This window comes from Burkholderia sp. MSMB1459WGS (assembly GCF_001534535.1).
GTDB lineage: Bacteria > Pseudomonadota > Gammaproteobacteria > Burkholderiales > Burkholderiaceae > Burkholderia.
Genome location: NZ_LPMU01000044.1, coordinates 109,343 through 126,238 on the forward strand (window position 1 = coordinate 109,343; position 16,896 = coordinate 126,238).

At 66.8% G+C, this 16,896-nt stretch carries 16 protein-coding genes; 10 read left to right on the forward strand and 6 right to left on the reverse strand.

Annotation, left to right across the window (positions count from 1 at the left end):
* Window positions 1–13 precede the first annotated feature (13 nt).
* Window positions 14–1,147, reverse strand: a complete 1,134-nt coding sequence (locus tag WT97_RS17210; protein WP_060353907.1) for a muconate/chloromuconate family cycloisomerase — start codon at window positions 1,145–1,147, stop codon at window positions 14–16.
* A gap of 91 nt (window positions 1,148–1,238) precedes the next feature.
* On the opposite strand from WT97_RS17210, the gene WT97_RS17215 reads away from it, so the two are divergent.
* The gene (locus WT97_RS17215; protein WP_059793794.1) at window positions 1,239–2,129 is read left to right on the forward strand and encodes a LysR family transcriptional regulator; all 891 of its coding nucleotides are present in this window, start codon (window positions 1,239–1,241) and stop codon (window positions 2,127–2,129) included.
* 254 nt (window positions 2,130–2,383) lie between these two features.
* Here WT97_RS17215 and andR read toward each other — a convergent pair whose 3' ends face one another.
* Window positions 2,384–3,343, reverse strand: coding sequence for an anthranilate 1,2-dioxygenase regulatory protein AndR (andR, locus tag WT97_RS17220; protein ID WP_059501317.1), 960 nt, complete (start codon window positions 3,341–3,343; stop codon window positions 2,384–2,386).
* Window positions 3,344–3,555: 212 nt separating this feature from the next.
* Between andR and andAc the strand changes: the two genes are divergently transcribed.
* The 5 genes from andAc to WT97_RS17245 all read left to right on the forward strand — a co-directional run bounded on the left by andAc (window position 3,556) and on the right by WT97_RS17245 (window position 8,304).
* Window positions 3,556–4,827 (forward strand): anthranilate 1,2-dioxygenase large subunit AndAc, encoded by a 1,272-nt coding sequence (gene andAc, locus WT97_RS17225; RefSeq protein WP_060353908.1) that lies wholly within the window; start codon window positions 3,556–3,558, stop codon window positions 4,825–4,827.
* A 14-nt stretch (window positions 4,828–4,841) separates the two neighbouring features.
* Window positions 4,842–5,318: an anthranilate 1,2-dioxygenase small subunit AndAd gene (gene andAd / locus WT97_RS17230; protein ID WP_059501316.1), complete on the forward strand. Its 477-nt coding sequence runs from the start codon at window positions 4,842–4,844 to the stop codon at window positions 5,316–5,318.
* 35 nt (window positions 5,319–5,353) lie between these two features.
* Entirely contained in the window at window positions 5,354–5,680 is a 327-nt protein-coding gene (gene andAb / locus WT97_RS17235) for an anthranilate 1,2-dioxygenase ferredoxin subunit AndAb (protein ID WP_006479527.1), read from the forward strand.
* Window positions 5,670–6,890 carry an anthranilate 1,2-dioxygenase system ferredoxin--NAD(+) reductase gene (gene andAa, locus WT97_RS17240; protein ID WP_060353909.1) on the forward strand — a complete coding sequence of 407 codons (1,221 nt, stop codon included), beginning with the start codon at window positions 5,670–5,672 and terminating at the stop codon, window positions 6,888–6,890. The genes andAb and andAa overlap by 11 nt, the downstream gene beginning before the upstream one ends.
* A gap of 127 nt (window positions 6,891–7,017) precedes the next feature.
* A complete protein-coding gene (locus tag WT97_RS17245; RefSeq protein WP_060353910.1) occupies window positions 7,018–8,304 on the forward strand; it encodes a DUF445 domain-containing protein in 1,287 nt (428 codons plus the stop codon).
* Window positions 8,305–8,337: 33 nt separating this feature from the next.
* On the opposite strand, the gene WT97_RS17250 is transcribed toward WT97_RS17245, so the two are convergent.
* The 4 genes from WT97_RS17250 to WT97_RS17265 all read right to left on the reverse strand — a co-directional run bounded on the left by WT97_RS17250 (window position 8,338) and on the right by WT97_RS17265 (window position 9,934).
* On the reverse strand, window positions 8,338–8,640 hold the full coding sequence (locus WT97_RS17250; RefSeq protein ID WP_059501307.1) for a HigA family addiction module antitoxin: 303 nt from the start codon (window positions 8,638–8,640) through the stop codon (window positions 8,338–8,340).
* Between the two features lie 12 nt (window positions 8,641–8,652).
* Window positions 8,653–8,931 (reverse strand): type II toxin-antitoxin system RelE/ParE family toxin, encoded by a 279-nt coding sequence (locus WT97_RS17255; RefSeq protein ID WP_059501305.1) that lies wholly within the window; start codon window positions 8,929–8,931, stop codon window positions 8,653–8,655.
* Window positions 8,932–9,313: 382 nt separating this feature from the next.
* Window positions 9,314–9,613, reverse strand: a complete 300-nt coding sequence (locus WT97_RS17260; protein WP_006490972.1) for an addiction module antidote protein — start codon at window positions 9,611–9,613, stop codon at window positions 9,314–9,316.
* Window positions 9,614–9,616: 3 nt separating this feature from the next.
* Window positions 9,617–9,934: a type II toxin-antitoxin system RelE/ParE family toxin gene (locus WT97_RS17265; RefSeq protein WP_257128505.1), complete on the reverse strand. Its 318-nt coding sequence runs from the start codon at window positions 9,932–9,934 to the stop codon at window positions 9,617–9,619.
* Between the two features lie 395 nt (window positions 9,935–10,329).
* Here WT97_RS17265 and WT97_RS17270 point away from each other — a divergent pair, with 395 nt between their 5' ends.
* The 4 genes from WT97_RS17270 to WT97_RS17285 all read left to right on the forward strand — a co-directional run bounded on the left by WT97_RS17270 (window position 10,330) and on the right by WT97_RS17285 (window position 16,863).
* Window positions 10,330–11,970: an acetolactate synthase large subunit gene (locus WT97_RS17270; protein ID WP_034205314.1), complete on the forward strand. Its 1,641-nt coding sequence runs from the start codon at window positions 10,330–10,332 to the stop codon at window positions 11,968–11,970.
* Window positions 11,971–11,999: 29 nt separating this feature from the next.
* Window positions 12,000–13,433: an aldehyde dehydrogenase family protein gene (locus WT97_RS17275; protein WP_060353912.1), complete on the forward strand. Its 1,434-nt coding sequence runs from the start codon at window positions 12,000–12,002 to the stop codon at window positions 13,431–13,433.
* A gap of 238 nt (window positions 13,434–13,671) precedes the next feature.
* Window positions 13,672–15,255 (forward strand): Na+/H+ antiporter, encoded by a 1,584-nt coding sequence (locus tag WT97_RS17280; RefSeq protein WP_060353913.1) that lies wholly within the window; start codon window positions 13,672–13,674, stop codon window positions 15,253–15,255.
* Between the two features lie 474 nt (window positions 15,256–15,729).
* Window positions 15,730–16,863, forward strand: coding sequence for a hybrid sensor histidine kinase/response regulator (locus WT97_RS17285; RefSeq protein WP_059501299.1), 1,134 nt, complete (start codon window positions 15,730–15,732; stop codon window positions 16,861–16,863).
* Window positions 16,864–16,896 lie beyond the last annotated feature (33 nt).

Genomic DNA, 16,896 nt, shown 5'->3' on the forward strand with positions numbered 1-16,896 from the left:
TGTCGTGTGGGAATCAGCGGGCGTCGCGCCGCATCCGTTCGATGCGGGCCCAGTCGAAGGTGAGGCCGAGGCCGGGCGCTGCCGGCAGATGCAGCTTGAAGTCCTGGTAGCGCAGCGGCTCGACGAGGATCTCCTCGGTGAGCAGCAGCGGGCCGAACAGTTCGGTGCCCCATTTCAGCGAGTCGAACGTGCTGAACAGTTGCGCGGACGCCATCGTGCCGGCCGCGCCTTCGAGCATCGTGCCGCCGTACAGTTCGATGCCGGCCGCCGCGGCGATCGACGCGACGCTCGCCGCGCCCTGCAGGCCGCCCGATTGCGCGATCTTCACCGCGAACACGTCGGCCGCGCGATCCTGCGCGAGCGCGAACGCGTCGACGGGGCCGTGCAGCGCCTCGTCGGCCATGATCGGCACCTGCGCGAGCTGCGTGAGGCGTTTCAGCCCCGCACGGTTGGTCGCGGCGATCGGCTGCTCGACGAGGCTCACGCCGGCGTCGGCGAGCCGCGCGCCGGCCCAGATCGCATCGGTTTCGCTCCAGGCCTGGTTCACGTCGACCCGCACGTCGCCGCGCTCGCCGAGCGCGCGCTTGATCGCGACGACGTGCGCCACGTCGTCGGCGACCGCGTTCGCGCCGATCTTCAGCTTGAACGCACGATGGCGGCGGGCTTCGAGCATCGCTTCGGCTTCCGCGATGTCGCGCTGCGTGTCGCCGCTCGCGAGCGTCCATGCGACATCGACCGCATCGGTCCGCCGCCCGCCGAACAGCTCGGACAGCGGCACGCCCAGACGCTGCGCCTGCGCGTCGAACAGCGCGGTCTCGATCGCGCACTTCGCGAAGCGGTTGCCCTGAAACAGCTTGCGCACCCGCGCCATCGCGGCGCCGGGGCGCGTCGCGTCCATGCCTTGCAACAGCGGCGCGAAATAGGTGTCGAGGTTGACCTTGATGCTTTCGGGGCTTTCCTCGCCATAGGCGAGGCCGCCGATGGTCGTCGCCTCGCCGACGCCTTCGATACCGTCCGTGCATCGAATTCGGACCAATACGAGCGTCTGGCAATTCATCGTGGCGACCGACAATTTGTGGGGCCTGATCGTCGGCACATCGACCAGCAACGTCTCGATGCGCTCGATGGTGGCGGCGGTTGCTATCATGCGATTCCTCCTGTTGGTGCACATGGTAGGAATTCCCGCCCCGCGTCGTCCAACACTCTTTCCGACTACTTCCATACCTTTGAGGCATGAAATGGAATTGCGTCAGCTCCGTTACTTCATCGCCGTCGCCGAGGAAATGAACATCACGCGGGCCGCGGAGCGGCTGCACATGACGCAGCCGCCGCTGAGCCGCCAGCTCCAGGCGATCGAGGACGAGATCGGGTTGCCGCTGTTCGAGCGCGGCGCGCGGCCGCTGAAACTGACCGATGCCGGGCGCGTGTTCTATGCCCAGGCGAAACGTCTGGTCGACCAGGCCGACGAGCTCGGGCCGCTGACGCGGCGGCTCGCGCAACTGTCGGAGCGGATCGTGATCGGTTTCGTGCCGTCGACGCTGTACGGCGCGCTGCCGGACGTGATCCGTGCGTTTCGCGAGGCGCAGCCGGACGTCGAGCTGTCGCTGATCGAGATGTTCACGCTCGAACAACTGGGCGCGCTGAAGGGCGGGCGGATCGACGTGGGGTTCGGCCGCTTGCGCTTCGACGACGACCAACTGGTGCGCGAGGCGCTGATCGAGGAGAAGCTGATCGCGGCGCTGCCGGTCGGGCATCGGCTCGCCGATCCGGCCCGGCCGCTGACGCTCGCGGATCTCGCGAACGAGACGATGATCGTCTATCCGAGCACGCCGCGGCCGAGCTTCGCCGATCAGCAGTTGTCGGCGCTGCGCGACGGGGCGGTCGTGCCGGCGGCCGTGCACGAGGTGCGCGAACTGCAGACGGCGCTCGGGCTCGTCGCCGCCCAGGTGGGCGTGTCGCTGGTGCCGGAGAGCGTGGAGGGCGTGCGCGTGAAGGGCGTCGTCTATCGGCGGCTGCCGGAGCCGGGCGCGACGTCGCCGATCATCATGAGCCGCCGGCTGCACGGCGAAAGCGCTGCCACGGCGGCGTTCTGCGCGATTGCGCGGGAGATGATCGTGCCGGCCGCGTAGAGAAGTCGCCCGTCTCTCGACTGCAACTAACGGTCCGGCCCGGCGGCGGCGAGCGGACGCATGTGCGAGGTCTGTTGCGGGGCGATGTCGGTGGGCATCGGCATGCGGCTACCGCGGGCGAGGCGGCAGGCAGATCGGAGGGTCGGGCACGCCGGGCACGCCGGGAAGGTCGGGACGGCCGGGAAGGCCGGGGAGATCGGACGGGCCGGGCAGGGCAGGCAGATCGGGAAGATCGGCATGCCCGCGCGTCCGGGCTACCGCTTTCCGTCGAGCGTGTCCGACGGCGATTCGCCGAACTTCTCCCGATACGCCATGGCGAACCGGCCGAGGTGCGTAAATCCGCAATCGAGCGCGATATCGGCGATCCGCCGGTCGGACGCCGCGCCGCGCAGCAGTTCGCGCGCGTGCGCGAGCCGCGTCGCGCGCAGGTATTGCATCGGGCTCATGCCGCGGAATTGCAGGAACGCGTCGCGCAGCGTTCGTTCGGGCACGTTGGCGGCCTGGACGATATCGGCGAGCTGCAGCGGCTGCGCATAGTGCGCATCGACGAATTCCTGCGCGCGCCGGACGAAGCCCGGCGCCGGGTCGCGATGCGACGCCTGCAGCGCGGACGGCGGATGACCTTCGATCAGCAGGTCGATCAGCAGATGCTCGAGCTGCGATGCGACCCGCGGGTTCGCGTTCGCGCGTTCGAGCAGCTCGGGCGACCGCGCGACGAGCATCAGTTGCTGGCGCCACGCGGCGAGCGCGGCGTCGCTGATGTGCAGCACGGGGTCGAGCGTCGCGCGCGGATCGCCGGTCAGCGAACCGACGGTCGCCGCGTCGATGCGCAGCACGAACTGCTCGCAATCGGCCGACAGCATCGCGTCGAAGCGCTCGCCGGGCGCGCACAGCACGCCGGTCTGCCCGTCGACGCCGAGCTGCCGCCCCATCGCGCGCACTTGTGCCTGACCGGACAGGCAGAACATCAGCAGGTAGTAGCCGTCGACGGCGTCGACCTGCACGCGCATCGCGTCGCCGAACGCGATCGTGCCGATCCCGAGGCCGCCCAGCCTGACGAAATCCATGTGCGACGCACCGTGCACGCGGCCGTTCGGCAGCAGCGCGTGCGGCTGCATCACACGCGAGATCCGCTCGCGCGTCTCGTCGAGATCGCGGGATTCGAACAGCCGGTGCGCACGCAGCGCGAGCGGCTCGAACGACGTTGGGGACATGGGCCTCAGCCTTGGTATGGACGACGCGCGCTTCGATCCGACGAATGGGCCGCGCTCGTGCGCCGGTCGCGTGTGCCGTCATGCTAGCGCAGAAATCCGCCGAAAGTGGATATTGCGCCGCCGCAATCGCACTTTCCGGATAGACGCCGAATATTAGCGTTTCAAAAATCGGCTCCATGCATTCAACGCAACGGATCGACAAGGAGTCCGACATGGAGCAGACAGAATCGCCCGTCGTTTTCGCCGCGCGCGGCGACGCATCCGACGTGACCTTTCCGCACGACGACGGCTCGCGCGTGCCGTACAAGGTGTTCAGCTCGCAGGCGGTCTACGATCGCGAGCAGGAACGCATCTTCCGCGGGCCGACGTGGAATTTCGTCGCGCTCGAAGCGGAAATCCCGAACGCGGGCGACTTCAAGAGCACGTTCGTCGGCGATACGCCGGTGGTCGTCACCCGCACCGAGGACGGCGCGCTGTCCGCGTGGGTGAACCGCTGTGCGCACCGCGGCGCGCAGGTGTGCCGCAAGTCGCGCGGCAATGCGAGTTCGCACACGTGCGTCTATCACCAGTGGAGCTTCGACAACCAGGGCAACCTGCTCGGCGTGCCGTTCCGGCGCGGCCAGAAGGGCATGACCGGGATGCCGGCCGATTTCGATCCGAAACGGCACGGGCTGCGCAAGCTGCGCGTCGACAGCTATCGCGGGCTCGTGTTCGCGACCTTCAGCGACGAGGTCGCGCCGCTGCCCGAGTATCTCGGCGAGCAGATGCGCCCGTGGATCGACCGGATCTTCCACAAGCCGATCGAGTATCTCGGCTGCACGCGCCAGTATTCGAAGTCGAACTGGAAGCTGTACATGGAGAACGTGAAGGACCCGTATCACGCGAGCATGCTGCACCTGTTCCATACGACCTTCAACATCTTCCGCGTCGGGATGAAGGCGCGCTCGATTCCGGACGCGAACCACGGGCTGCACAGCATCATCACGGTGACGAAGACGGGCGACGATACGTCGGCGGCGTACAAGCAGCAGAACATCCGTTCGTTCGACGAAGGCTTTCATCTGGAGGACGAATCGATTCTCGATCTCGTGTCGGAATACGACGAGGACTGCACGAACCATATCCAGCCGATCTTCCCGCAGCTCGTGATCCAGCAGATCCACAACACGCTGGTCGCGCGCCAGATCCTGCCGAAGGGGCCGGACAACTTCGAGCTGATCTTCCACTTCTTCGGTTATACGGACGACACGCCCGAGCTGCGCGCGCTGCGCATCAAGCAGGCGAACCTCGTCGGGCCGGCCGGCTATATCTCGATGGAGGACACGGAAGCGACCGAGCTCGTGCAGCGCGGCACGGTGCGCGACGCCGACGCGACGTCGGTGATCGAGATGTCGCGCGGCAATCCGGACCAGCAGGACACGGTGATCACCGAGAGCCTGATCCGCAAGTTCTGGGTCGGCTACCAGAAGCTGATGGGCTATTGAGGCAGGAGCAGAAAATGACGGAAGACATGAAGACGTGGTTCGAGATTTACATGCTCCAGAACCGCTACATCGGGCATCTCGACAATGATCGGCTCGAACACTGGCCGGAAATGTTCACCGAGGACTGCACGTACGAAATCGTGCCGAAGGAGAACGCCGATCTCGGGCTGCCGGTAGGGATCGTGCACTGCACGAACCAGCGGATGCTGCGCGACCGCGTGGTGTCGCTGCGGCACGCGAACATCTACGAAGCGCATACGTACCGGCACATGACGTCGGGCCTGACGATCGTCGCCGAACGCGACGGCGAAATCGACACCGAGAGCAACTACGTGGTCGTGCAGACCCGCAGCAACGGCGAATCGAACGTGTACCAGGCCGGCAAGTACTACGACACGGTCGTGCGCACGCCCGATGGGTTGCGCTACAAGACCAAGCGCGTGATCTACGACACGTCGCGCGTGCAGACGCTGCTCGCGACGCCGATCTGACCGATCCGACCGATCTGAAGAAGCAAGGAATCGACATGACCGAAGCAACGCTGGCCGAGTGGCATCCGCTCGGCGCTTTCGACGAATTCTCCGAAGACGAACCGGCGGCGCGCGTCGCCGGCCAGAAGCCGATCGCCGTGTTCCGGATCGGCGACGAACTGTTCGCGATGCACGACCTTTGCACGCACGGGCATGCGCGGCTGTCCGAAGGCTATGTGGAGGACGGCTGCGTCGAATGCCCGCTGCACCAGGGGCTGATCGACATTCGCACCGGCGCGCCGAAATGCGCGCCGATCACCGAGCCGGTGCGGACCTATCCGATCCGGATCGTCGACGGACAGGTGGAAGTCAATGTCGGCTGATCCGTTCGTGATCGTCGGCGCCGGCCATGCGGCGCGGCGCACGGCCGAGGCGCTGCGCGAGCGCGACGCCGCGGCGCGCATCGTGATGATCGGCGCGGAGCGCGAGTTGCCGTACGACCGGCCGGCGCTGTCGAAGGATGCGCTGTTGAGCGACGGCGGCGAGCAGCGTGCGTTCATCCGCGATGCCGCGTGGTACGACGCGCAACGCATCGAGCTGCGGCTCGGCGCGCGCGTCGAAGCGATCGAGCGGGACGCACGGCGCGTGCGGCTCGACGACGGTGCGACGTTGCCGTACGCGAAGCTCGTGCTCGCGACGGGCTCGCGCGTGCGGACGTTCGGCGGCCCGGTCGACGCAGGTATCGTGCCGCATTACGTGCGTACCGTGGCGGATGCGCGTGCGTTGCGTGCGCAACTTGCGCCCGGACGCCGCGTGGCGGTGCTCGGCGGCGGCTTCATCGGCCTCGAGGTCGCGGCGGCCGCACGCCAGCTCGGCTGCGACGTGACGGTGATCGACCCGGCCGCGCGCCTGCTGCAGCGTGCGTTACCGGAAGCCGTCGGCGCGTATGCGCGGCAATTGCACGATGCGCGCGGCGTGCGTTTCCGGATGGCGACGCTGCCGCGCGCGATTCGCCGCGCGCCGGACGGCGGCGCCGTCGTCGAAACCGATCGCGGCGACGTGCCGGCCGACATCGTCGTGGTCGGTATCGGCGTCGTGCCCAACGTCGAACTGGCGCAGGCCGCCGGGCTCGACGTCGACAACGGGATACGCGTCGACGCGGGCTGCCGCACGGCCGATGCCGCGATCTTCGCGGCGGGCGAGGTGACGATGCACTTCAATCCGCTGCTTGAGCGCCACGTACGGATCGAATCGTGGCAGGTGGCCGAAAACCAGCCGGCCGTCGCGGCCGCGAACCTGCTCGGCGCCGACGAGCGCTATGCCGAGCTGCCGTGGCTGTGGTCCGATCAGTACGATTGCAACCTGCAGATGCTCGGGCTGTTCGGCAGCGAACGCACGACCGTCGTGCGCGGCGATCCCGCGAGCGGGCCGTTCACGGTGTTCGGGCTCGGCGACGACGGCAGGATCGTCGCGGTGGCCGCGGCGAACCTCGGGCGCGACATCGGTGCGTCGCGGCGGTTGATCGCGGCGGGCGCGGTGCCCGATCCGGCGAAGCTGGCCGATCCGGCGGTCAATCTGAAGACGTTCATGTAGCGGCGGCGCGCGCGGCGCGTGTGCGCTGGGTGCGCCGGGCGTGCCGGGCGTGCCGGGCGCGGCGGCGGGTTTGTCGGTTGCGGCGAAATCGGGGATATTAGCGGCATCGCCGATTCGCCCGTCCTCCATGACGCCAGACAAAGCCCTCGAACTGAAACGAAGCAAGCGCCGTGCGCTGTGGCTGCTGCTGGCGGCCGTCGCGGTGTTCGTCGCCACCATCCTGCTGCCGCGCGGCCCGTGGGTCGACGGCTTCAAGGCGGTGGCCGAAGCCGCGATGGTCGGCGCGCTCGCCGACTGGTTCGCGGTCGTCGCGTTGTTCCGCCGCGTGCCGATCCCGTTCGTGTCGCGCCATACCGAAATCATTCCGAAGAACAAGGACAAGATCGCCGACAACCTCGCGGTGTTCGTGCGCGAGAAATTCCTCGGCCCCGACGCGCTCGCCGCGCAGATCCGCCAGCACGATCCCGCGCAGAAGCTCGGCGCGTGGCTCGGCGAGCCGGCGAATACCGACGCACTCGGCGGCTACGTGACGAAGCTGACGAGCTTCGCGCTGGACATGACCGACGACGCGCGGATTCAGTCGTTCGTCCACGATGCGTTCCGCGCGGTGATCGACCGGGTCGACCTGTCGCAATCGGCCGGCGCGATCCTCGACACGCTGACGAAGGACGGCCGTCACCAGGCGCTGCTCGACGACGCGATCGAACAGGTGGTCGACGTGCTCGACAAGGAAGAGAACCGCGAGGTGATCGCGGGCTTCATCGTCGAATGGCTGAAGACGCAATACCCGAAGGTCGAGAAGATCATGCCGACGCAGTGGTTCGGCGAGAACGGCGCGCGAATGCTCGCGAGCGCGGTGAGCCGCGTGCTCGAAGGCGTCGCCGCCGACCCCGAGCACGAGCTGCGGCAACGCTTCGACCGGACGGTCGTGCGGCTGACCGAGCGGCTGAAGCACGACCCCGCGTTCATCGCGAAGGGCGAGGAGATCAAGCGCTATATTCGCGACGGCGATGCGTTCAACGAGTATGTGCGCGACTTGTGGGACCAGTTGCGCGCGTGGCTGAAGGCCGATCTCGCGCGCCCCGATTCGGCGCTGCACAGGCAGGCCGCGACGCTTGGCGGCTGGCTCGGCGCGCGGCTCGCCGAGAGCCCGGTGCTGCGTGCGTCGCTGAACGAGCACGTCGAGAAGGCCGTGCATGAGATGGCGCCCGATTTCGCCGATTTCCTGATGCGTCACATTCGCGACACGGTGCGCAATTGGGATGCGCGCGAGATGTCGCGGCAGATCGAGCTGAACATCGGCAAGGATCTCCAGTACATCCGCATCAACGGCACGCTGGTCGGCGGGCTGATCGGGCTCGGGTTGTATCTGGTATCGCTCGCGCCGCGCTGGGCGGCCGGGTGGCTGCATTGACGCGGCCACGCGAACGAACGACGGACTGCGTGCCTACGCGTGCGTGCGTTCGCGCGGTTCGACCTTGCGGTCGATCTCGCTGCGCGTCGGCAGCGTCTTGAGGTCGTACGTGGCTTGCAGGTTCAGCCAGAATTCCGGCGACGTATCGAAGTAGCGCCCGAGCCGGTAGGCCGTATCGGCCGTGATTCCGCGCCGTTCCTTGACGATTTCGTGCAACCGCGTTGCCGGCACGTTCAACGCGAGCGCCAGCGCGTTGACGCTCAGTTCCAGCGGAACGAGGAATTCTTCCCGAAGGATTTCGCCCGGATGAATCGGGCGCATTCCGTTCTTGAGCATGCGAAGCTCCAGTCAGTGATAGTCGACGATCTCGACCTGGGCGGGGCCATCGTCGCTCCATACGAAACAAATCCGCCATCGCTCGTTGATGCGGATGCTGTGCTGACCTTCCCGATCGCCTTGCAACGCCTCGAGCCTGTTGCCGGGAGGCGCCCGCAAATCGCGCAGTTCCTTCGCTGCGGCAATCATTTGCAGTTTCCGGGTGGCAACCGTTTCGATCGCGCGGAAGCGCTTGGGCGTTTCTCCTGCGAAAAGCAACTGCGTGTCTTTGCATCGGAACGAATCGATCATTACGGTCAGGGTATTACGTTTAGCGTAATACGTCAATGGGAATGAAATGACTTCGGCGGTGCGCGCGCCGAAGCGTTGTCGCGTGAGATGAACAACAGGAGACCTACCAGATTGGAAATCAATGGAGGTCGACGCGTGACGACAGGCGTCGCCGATGCGTGCCCACCGGTTTCTGTCGTCCCGACGAGTATGGAGGTGTTCGATGCCTTTAAGGGGCCGATATACCATCCGGACGACCGGACGCATCGATGGCACGCAGGCCGGCGGGCTGATCGGGCAAGGGTCGTATCGGGTGTCGCTCGCGCCGCGCTGGGCGGCCGGCTGGCTGCATTGACGCGGGCACGGACGTTGCGCGGGCAGCGCGACGCCGTGCGCCGCCAGGTCACGCGGCAGCCTTGGCGCCGTGCAATTGCAGGCCGAGCGCCTTGATGACTTTCAGGATCGTGCCGAAGCTCGGATTGCCGTCGTGCGACAGCGCCTTGTACAGCCCTTCGCGCGACAGGCCCGCATCGCGCGCGACCTGCGACATGCCGCGTGCGCGGGCGATCACGCCGAGCGCGTGCGCGATGAAGGCCGGATCGTCGCCGGCTTCCTGCAGGCATGCGTCGAAGTAGTCGGCCATGTCGTCTTCGGTTTTCAGGTGTTCGGCCGAATCCCACGGCCGCGTCTTGATCTTGTCCATCGATCACTCCATGTCGAGGTGCGCGAGCATTGCGTGCGCGGCGCGTATGTCGGCCTGTTGCGTCGATTTATCGCCGCCGCCAAGCAGGATGACCCAGATCGTCGCGCGCCGGACGTAGTAGACGCGGTAGCCGGGCCCATGATCGATGCGCATTTCGACGACGGGCGCGCCGGCGGATTTCCAGTCGCCGGGATTGCCCATCGACAGGCGGTCGATGCGCGCCTGGATGCGGCGCTTGGCGATGCGATCGGGCAGGCCGGCAAACCAGGCGTCGAAGACGTCGGTGGTCCGGATGCTGAATGCCGGGGAACTGTAGGGCATGAATTGCGATGTGTCAACCATGGTTCACATGTCTGTCGAGTTGAACATCGTTGCCATTACAGCCCGGCCGGGGCATCGCCGGACGTTTCCCGGCCGTCCGGCCGATCTTTCCGCTGCCGGAGTCGGCCATCCGGCCGAAGCCGGAATTTCGCGAATCCGTCTACAATCGAAAACGTCTTTGCCGCCCGTGCGTGCTTGCCGCGCGCGGGCGGGTCCGTTCGTCCTCCGGCATCCGGAGGCGCCGCCGCGCAGCACGCATCTGGTATTGCGTCTTGCGCGGCGAGCAGTGCCGTGGTCAGTGTCCAGTAGGTAAGGCGTCCGCGTGCCGTAGGCCGGCGCGCGTCCTGAACGCCGCGTGTCCGTAGGCCGGGCAGGCGGCATAACCGAGAGTCCCCATGAAAGCATCGGATCTGTTCGTGAAGGCGCTGGAAGCCGAAGGCGTCGAGTACGTGTTCGGCATTCCAGGCGAAGAAAACCTCGATCTGCTCGAATCGCTGCGGCGATCGAAGATCAAGCTCGTGCTGACCCGGCACGAGCAAGCCGCCGGGTTCATGGCCGCCACCTACGGCCGCCTCACGGGCCGCACCGGCGTGTGTCTCGCGACGCTCGGGCCGGGCGCGACGAACTTCGTGACGGCCGCCGCGTATGCGCAGCTCGGCGGGATGCCGATGCTGATGATCACCGGGCAGAAGCCGATCAAGTCCAGCAAGCAGGGCCATTTCCAGATCGTCGACGTGGTCGACATGATGCAGCCGCTCACGAAGTTCACGCGGCAAATCGTGTCGATCGGCAACATTCCGTCGGCCGTGCGCGAAGCGTTCCGCCGCGCGGAGGAAGAGCGCCCGGGCGCCGCGCACCTCGAGCTGCCCGAAGACATCGCGCACGAAGAGGGCGACGGCAAGCCGATTCCGCGCAGCTACAGCCGGCGGCCGGTGGCGGAGGAGAAGGCGGTCGCGCACGCGGTCGACGCGATCCAGGCCGCGCGCCATCCGCTGCTGATGATCGGCGCGGGCGGCAACCGCAAGACCACCTGCAAGATGCTGCTCGAATTCGTCGACAAGACGGGCATCCCGTTCTTCACGACGCAGATGGGCAAGGGCGTGATCGACGAGACGCACCCGCTGTGGCTCGGCAACGCGACGCTGTCCGACGGCGACTTCGTGCATCGCGCGATCGAGCATGCGGATTGCATCATCAACGTCGGCCACGACGTGATCGAGAAGCCGCCGTTCTTCATGCGCACCGACGACAAGACCGTGATCCACGTGAACTTCCTCGGCGCGCAAGTCGACCCCGTCTATTTTCCGCAGATCGAGGTGGTCGGCGACATCGCGAACGCGGTGTGGCAGATGAAGGAAGCGGTGAGGCCGCAGCCGCATTGGGATTTCGAGCGCTTCGCGATGATCAAGACGCATTTCGACGCGCATCTGGAAAAGGGCCAGCACGATCCGCGCTTTCCGATGTATCCGGTGCGGATCGTGAACGACCTGTACAACGCGCTGCCGCTCGACGGCATCGTCTGCCTCGACAACGGGATGTACAAGATCTGGTTCGCGCGTTACTGGCGTGCGCACGAGCCGAATTCGCTGCTGCTCGACAACGCGCTCGCGTCGATGGGCGCGGGCCTGCCGTCGGCGATCGCGACGAAGATCGTGCATCCGCAGCGCAAGGTGATCGCCGTGTGCGGCGACGGCGGCTTCATGATGAATTCGCAGGAGCTCGAAACGGCCGTGCGGCTGAAGCTCGACATCGTCGTGATGATCCTGCGCGACGATGCGTTCGGGATGATCCGCTGGAAGCAGGAGAACATGAATTTCCCCGATTTCGCGATGACGCTGAAGAATCCCGACTTCGTGTCGTACGCGCAGAGCTACGGCGCGCACGGGCATCGCGTCGAGTCGGCCGACGATCTCGAGCCGTTGCTGCGCGAGTGCTTCTCGTCGCCGGGCGTGCACGTGATCGACGTGCCGATCGACTACTCCGACAACGAGCGCGTGCTGAACCGCGAGATCAAGCGCCTGTCGGCGCAACTCTGAATGCCCCGTTCACAGGAAGGAGTCGTTCCATGTTGAAGGAAACCTATCCGTACTACCTCGCCAACGAAGCCGTCTACGCGAACACCGATCTGGCGGTGACAGACAAGTTCAGCGGCAAGGTCGCCACGCGCGTCGCGCTGGCCGACGCGAAGGCGATCGATGCGGCGATCGCCGCGGCCGTCGACGCCACGAAGCCGATGCGCGAGATGCCCGCCTACCGGCGGCAGGCCGTGCTCGATCATTGCGTCGCGCGGTTTCGCGAACGTTTCGACGAGCTGGCCGAGGCGCTGTGCATCGAGGCCGGCAAGCCGATCAACGATTCGAAGGGCGAAGTCACGCGGCTGATCGATACGTTCCGCGTCGCGTCCGAGGAATCGGTGCGCATCGACGGCGAGATCGTCAACCTCGAGATCTCCGCGCGTGCGCAGGGCTATACGGGCTACACGAAGCGCGTGCCGATCGGCCCGTGCTCGTTCATCTCGCCGTTCAACTTCCCGTTGAACCTCGCCGCGCACAAGGTCGCGCCCGCGCTCGCGGCCGGCTGTCCGTTCGTGCTGAAGCCGGCGAGCCGCACGCCGATCGGCGCGCTGATCATCGGCGAGGTACTCACGGAAACCGACCTGCCGAAGGGCGCGTTCTCGGTGCTGCCCGCGCATCGCGACGGCGCCGACCTGTTCACGACCGACGAGCGCTTCAAGCTGCTGTCGTTCACCGGTTCGCCCGCCGTCGGCTGGGCGCTGAAGGAGAAGGCCGGCAAGAAGAAAGTCGTGCTGGAGCTCGGCGGCAACGCGGCCGCGATCGTCGATGCCGACCAGCGCGAGCGGCTCGACTACGTGGTCGAGCGGCTCGCGTTCGGCGCGTACTACCAGTCGGGCCAGAGCTGCATCGGCGTGCAGCGGATCCTCGTGCATGCCGACCTTTACGATGCGTTGCGCGAGAAGCTGATCGCGAAGACGCGTTCGCTGAAGATGGGCGATCCGAAGGATCCGTCGACGTTCGTCGGCCCGATGATCTCCGAATCCGAGTCGCGCCGGCTGTCGGGCTGGATGGACGCGGCCGTCGCGGCGGGGGCGAAGATCGTCGCGGGCGGCAAGGTCGACGGCGCGATGTTCGAGGCGACGCTGCTGGAAAACGTCGGCCGCGAGCAGGACCTGTACCGGAAGGAGGCGTTCGGTCCGGTCGCGATCCTCGAGAAGTTCGACCGCTTCGACGACGCGCTGGCACGCGTGAACGACAGCGACTTCGGGCTGCAGGCCGGCGTGTTCACCGATTCGCTCACACATGCGCAGCGCGCGTGGGACGAACTGGAGGTCGGCGGCGTCGTGATCAACGACGTGCCGTCGTTCCGCGTCGACAACATGCCGTACGGCGGTGTGAAGGATTCGGGCCTCGGCCGCGAAGGCGTCCGCTACGCGATCGAAGACATGACCGAGCCGCGGCTGATGGTGGTGCGGCGTCGGTAACGCGCGGCAGGCGGCGCGGCGCCGCGACGGCACGCGGGCGGGCGATCGGGCCGGCCCGCGTGCCGTTTTTCATGGCGGCGCGCGGGGCGGCACGGCGCCGCGCGTGTCGTCCGCGTACCCTGCGCGTTCGCCGGAAACAGGCTCGACTACGGGCGTCGCCTCGTGATGTAATCGCGCGAAACTGCCGACCGGGGTACGACGCCGGAACGCGCGAATTCATTCTTCACGAGGTCGATTCATGTCCCCCGTCTCGGCATTCAAGCTGGTTCTGTTGTCATTCCTCGCGATCGTCGCGCTCGAATGCATCGCCAAGCGGCTGCGGCTGCCGCCCGCGGCCGCGCTGCTGATCGGCGGCATCGGCATCGCGTTCATCCCCGGTCTGCCGCCGGTCAACCTCGATCCGGAACTGGTGCTGCTGGTGTTCCTGCCGCCGCTGTTGATGGACGGTGCGTACTTCTCCGTGTGGGAAGAATTCAAGCGCAACGTCGGCGGCATTCTGATGCTGGCGATCGGCGCGGTCGTGTTCACGACGTTCGCGGTCGGCTTCGCCGTGCACTGGGTGGTGCCGGCGCTGCCGTGGGCCGCGTGTTTCGCGCTCGGCGCGATCGTGTCGCCGCCCGACGCGGTCGCCGCGAAGGCCGTGCTCGAACGCGTCGCGCTGCCGCGCCGGCTGATGGTGCTGCTCGAAGGCGAAAGCCTGCTGAACGACGCGGCCGGCCTCGTGCTGTTCCGCTTCGCGGTCGCGGCCGCGCTCACCGGCGCGTTCAGCCTCGAGCACGCGGTCGTGCGCTTCGCGGAGCTCGGGCTCGGCGGCGTGGTGGTCGGCTTCGTGATCGGCAAGCTCGTCGTGTGGTTCCTGAAGCTGCTCGATGACGACTACCTCGTGATCACCGTCGCGGTGATTGCCGGATGGATCGCGTACATCGCGGGCGAAATGGTCGAGGTGTCGGGCGTGATCGCGACGGTGACGGCCGGCATGATCGTCGGCTGGCATCAGCACGAGGTGTTCTCGGCGGCCGTGCGCACGCGCGGCACCGCGTTCTGGCAGGTCATCGTGTTCCTGCTCGAGGCGATGGTGTTCGTGCTGATCGGGCTGTCGCTGCGCGGCGCGATCCATCGGCTCGGCGGCTTCGAGCAGGTGCTCGGCACGATGGTGCCGCCCGTGCTCGCGGTGCTGGCGGCGGTGATCGTGTCGCGCTTCGTGTGGATCTATGCGGTCGAGGCGCTGAAGTGGCCGGTGCGCGGCCTCGCACGGCGCGGGCCGGCGCCCGACTGGAAGGCCGCGACGGTCATGAGCTGGGCCGGCATGCGCGGCGTGGTGACGCTGGCGATCGCGTTGTCGCTGCCCGAGGCGCTGCCCGGCCGCGACGTGATCCTGGTCGCATCGTTCGCGGTGATTCTCGTCACCGTGCTGCTGCAGGGCACGACGATCGGGCCGCTGATCCGGCTGCTGCGCATGCCGCAGCGCGACGAGCGTGCCGCGCACCACCTGAGCGAGCCGCAGACGTGGGCGTACGTCGAGGCCGCGCAACTCGCGGCGATCCAGCCGCTCGTGCGCGACGAGAACGGCGTCGTGATCCATCCACGCCTGCTCGAGCAATACACGTATCGCGCCGAGCTGACCGAACGCACGAAGAACGAGCCCGCGTATCCGGCGGAAGTGCGCGCCGCGCACTACGACGTGGTGCTGGCCGCGATCCGGGCCGGGCGCGCCGAACTGTTGCGCCTGCACCGGTCCGGGCGCATCCACGACGAGATGCTGCACACGCTCGAACGCGATCTCGACCTGCAGGAAGTGTCCGCGCAGCACGCGCGCGGCTAGGGCGGCCAGCTCGCGAATCGCACGGGTCGGCGTTCCGCCGGCCCTGAAACGCGCGCGGGTCGAGCGACCCGTCGCGCGATTTGTCCCCTCCCACCCGCCGATTCGGTGCATTCGAATCCGGCCCTCAATATGACCGACTCCGAGCCTTGCAGCGCATGCAAACCTCGTCGTGGCGGTCCCGCAAACGTTATCGTCTTTCGAATCCGGAAATGATCTGATTTATCTGTTTCCGTCTCTTTCTGCATATTTGGCAAAACTAAACCGGAAGGAGATAGATGCTGTGTTCTAATTTCATTTAGAATCAGCCGGTTATGTTTATTGAGAGAAAGAATGCAGAGGTAATACGGTCGTCGACGGGGAAACAAGCGGCGTCCGAAGCCCTGCAAGGCAGTGCCGACAGGCCAAATCGGCGAAATCAGGCGGGTTTTACAACTGCCAATATAAGATAGTGTCCAAGTCGGATAAACAACTCCTATGAAAGAATCGATTGGAGATTCGGCGTTTGAAACTGTATTTATGAAAGAATCGAGCAGTGATAATGCCTCGGATTGCCTCGAATCGGGGTTATCGGTCCTCCTCGTCGACGACCAGCCGTTCGTCGGCGAGGTGATCCGTCGCGCGTTGCGCAGCGAGCACGACATCGACCTGCACGTGTGCACCGACGCACATCGGGCGATGGCGGTCGCGCGCGACGTGAAGCCGACGGTCATCCTGCAGGATCTCGTGATGCCGGAGATCGACGGCCTCGATCTCGTGCGCGCGTGGCGCGCGGACGCCGGCACCGCACGCGTGCCGATCATCGTGCTGTCCGCGAAGGAGGAGCCGATCGTCAAGCGCGAGGCGTTCATCGCCGGCGCGAACGACTATCTGGTGAAGCTTCCCGACGCGATGGAGCTGACCGCGCGCATCCGCTATCACTCGAATTCGTACCTGATGTCGCGGCAGCGCGACGAGGCGCTCGATTTCCTGTCGCACGACATGCGCTCGCCGCAGACGTCGATCCTCGCGCTGCTCGACGTCTACCGGGCCGAACACGGCGACATGCCGGCGATCATGGAGCGCATCGCCGGCCACGCGCGGCGCGCGCTCGCGCTCGCCGACGGCTTCATCCACCTCACCCGCGCGCAGTCCGAGCGCCGCGCGCCCGAGGTCGTGAGTCTCAACGAGATCGTGCTCGACGCCGTCGACCAGCTGTGGGAGAAGGCGGCCGGGCTCGGCTGCCGGGTGATCGCGCACGTGCCCGATACCGAGTGCGTGACGATGGGCGACCGCATGATGCTGACGCGCGCGGTTGCGAACCTGATCGACAACGGGCTGAAGTACGGCCCGGCCGGGATGGACGTACATTGCACGCTGAGCGGCGACGACGGCGCCTGGCTGATCGGCGTCGAGGATGCCGGCGCCGGCATCGCGCCGGAACAGCGCACGGCCGCGACCGAGTCGTTCGTGCAACTCGAATCCGCGCACGGCGCGGCGCGCAGCGGTTTCGGCCTCGGCCTCGCGTTCGTCCGCGCGACGGCGGCGCGGCATCGCGGCCAGATCCTGATGCGCAATACGGCGCGCGGCTTCATGGTCGCGCTTCGGCTGCCGGCGCAAGCGGAGCGGTGATTTCGCGGCGCGGCCTGCCGGCGCCGCGCCGCC

Bases quoted from the DNA above. Each gene is read 5' to 3' on its own strand.
- WT97_RS17210 (WP_060353907.1), bottom strand. From the start codon at position 1,147: ATGATAGCAACCGCCGCCACCATCGAGCGCATCGAGACGTTGCTGGTC.
- WT97_RS17215 (WP_059793794.1), top strand. From the start codon at position 1,239: ATGGAATTGCGTCAGCTCCGTTACTTCATCGCCGTCGCCGAGGAAATG.
- andR (WP_059501317.1), bottom strand. From the start codon at position 3,343: ATGTCCCCAACGTCGTTCGAGCCGCTCGCGCTGCGTGCGCACCGGCTG.
- andAc (WP_060353908.1), top strand. From the start codon at position 3,556: ATGGAGCAGACAGAATCGCCCGTCGTTTTCGCCGCGCGCGGCGACGCA.
- andAd (WP_059501316.1), top strand. From the start codon at position 4,842: ATGACGGAAGACATGAAGACGTGGTTCGAGATTTACATGCTCCAGAAC.
- andAb (WP_006479527.1), top strand. From the start codon at position 5,354: ATGACCGAAGCAACGCTGGCCGAGTGGCATCCGCTCGGCGCTTTCGAC.
- andAa (WP_060353909.1), top strand. From the start codon at position 5,670: ATGTCGGCTGATCCGTTCGTGATCGTCGGCGCCGGCCATGCGGCGCGG.
- WT97_RS17245 (WP_060353910.1), top strand. From the start codon at position 7,018: ATGACGCCAGACAAAGCCCTCGAACTGAAACGAAGCAAGCGCCGTGCG.
- WT97_RS17250 (WP_059501307.1), bottom strand. From the start codon at position 8,640: ATGCTCAAGAACGGAATGCGCCCGATTCATCCGGGCGAAATCCTTCGG.
- WT97_RS17255 (WP_059501305.1), bottom strand. From the start codon at position 8,931: ATGATCGATTCGTTCCGATGCAAAGACACGCAGTTGCTTTTCGCAGGA.
- WT97_RS17260 (WP_006490972.1), bottom strand. From the start codon at position 9,613: ATGGACAAGATCAAGACGCGGCCGTGGGATTCGGCCGAACACCTGAAA.
- WT97_RS17265 (WP_257128505.1), bottom strand. From the start codon at position 9,934: ATGCCCTACAGTTCCCCGGCATTCAGCATCCGGACCACCGACGTCTTC.
- WT97_RS17270 (WP_034205314.1), top strand. From the start codon at position 10,330: ATGAAAGCATCGGATCTGTTCGTGAAGGCGCTGGAAGCCGAAGGCGTC.
- WT97_RS17275 (WP_060353912.1), top strand. From the start codon at position 12,000: ATGTTGAAGGAAACCTATCCGTACTACCTCGCCAACGAAGCCGTCTAC.
- WT97_RS17280 (WP_060353913.1), top strand. From the start codon at position 13,672: ATGTCCCCCGTCTCGGCATTCAAGCTGGTTCTGTTGTCATTCCTCGCG.
- WT97_RS17285 (WP_059501299.1), top strand. From the start codon at position 15,730: ATGAAAGAATCGATTGGAGATTCGGCGTTTGAAACTGTATTTATGAAA.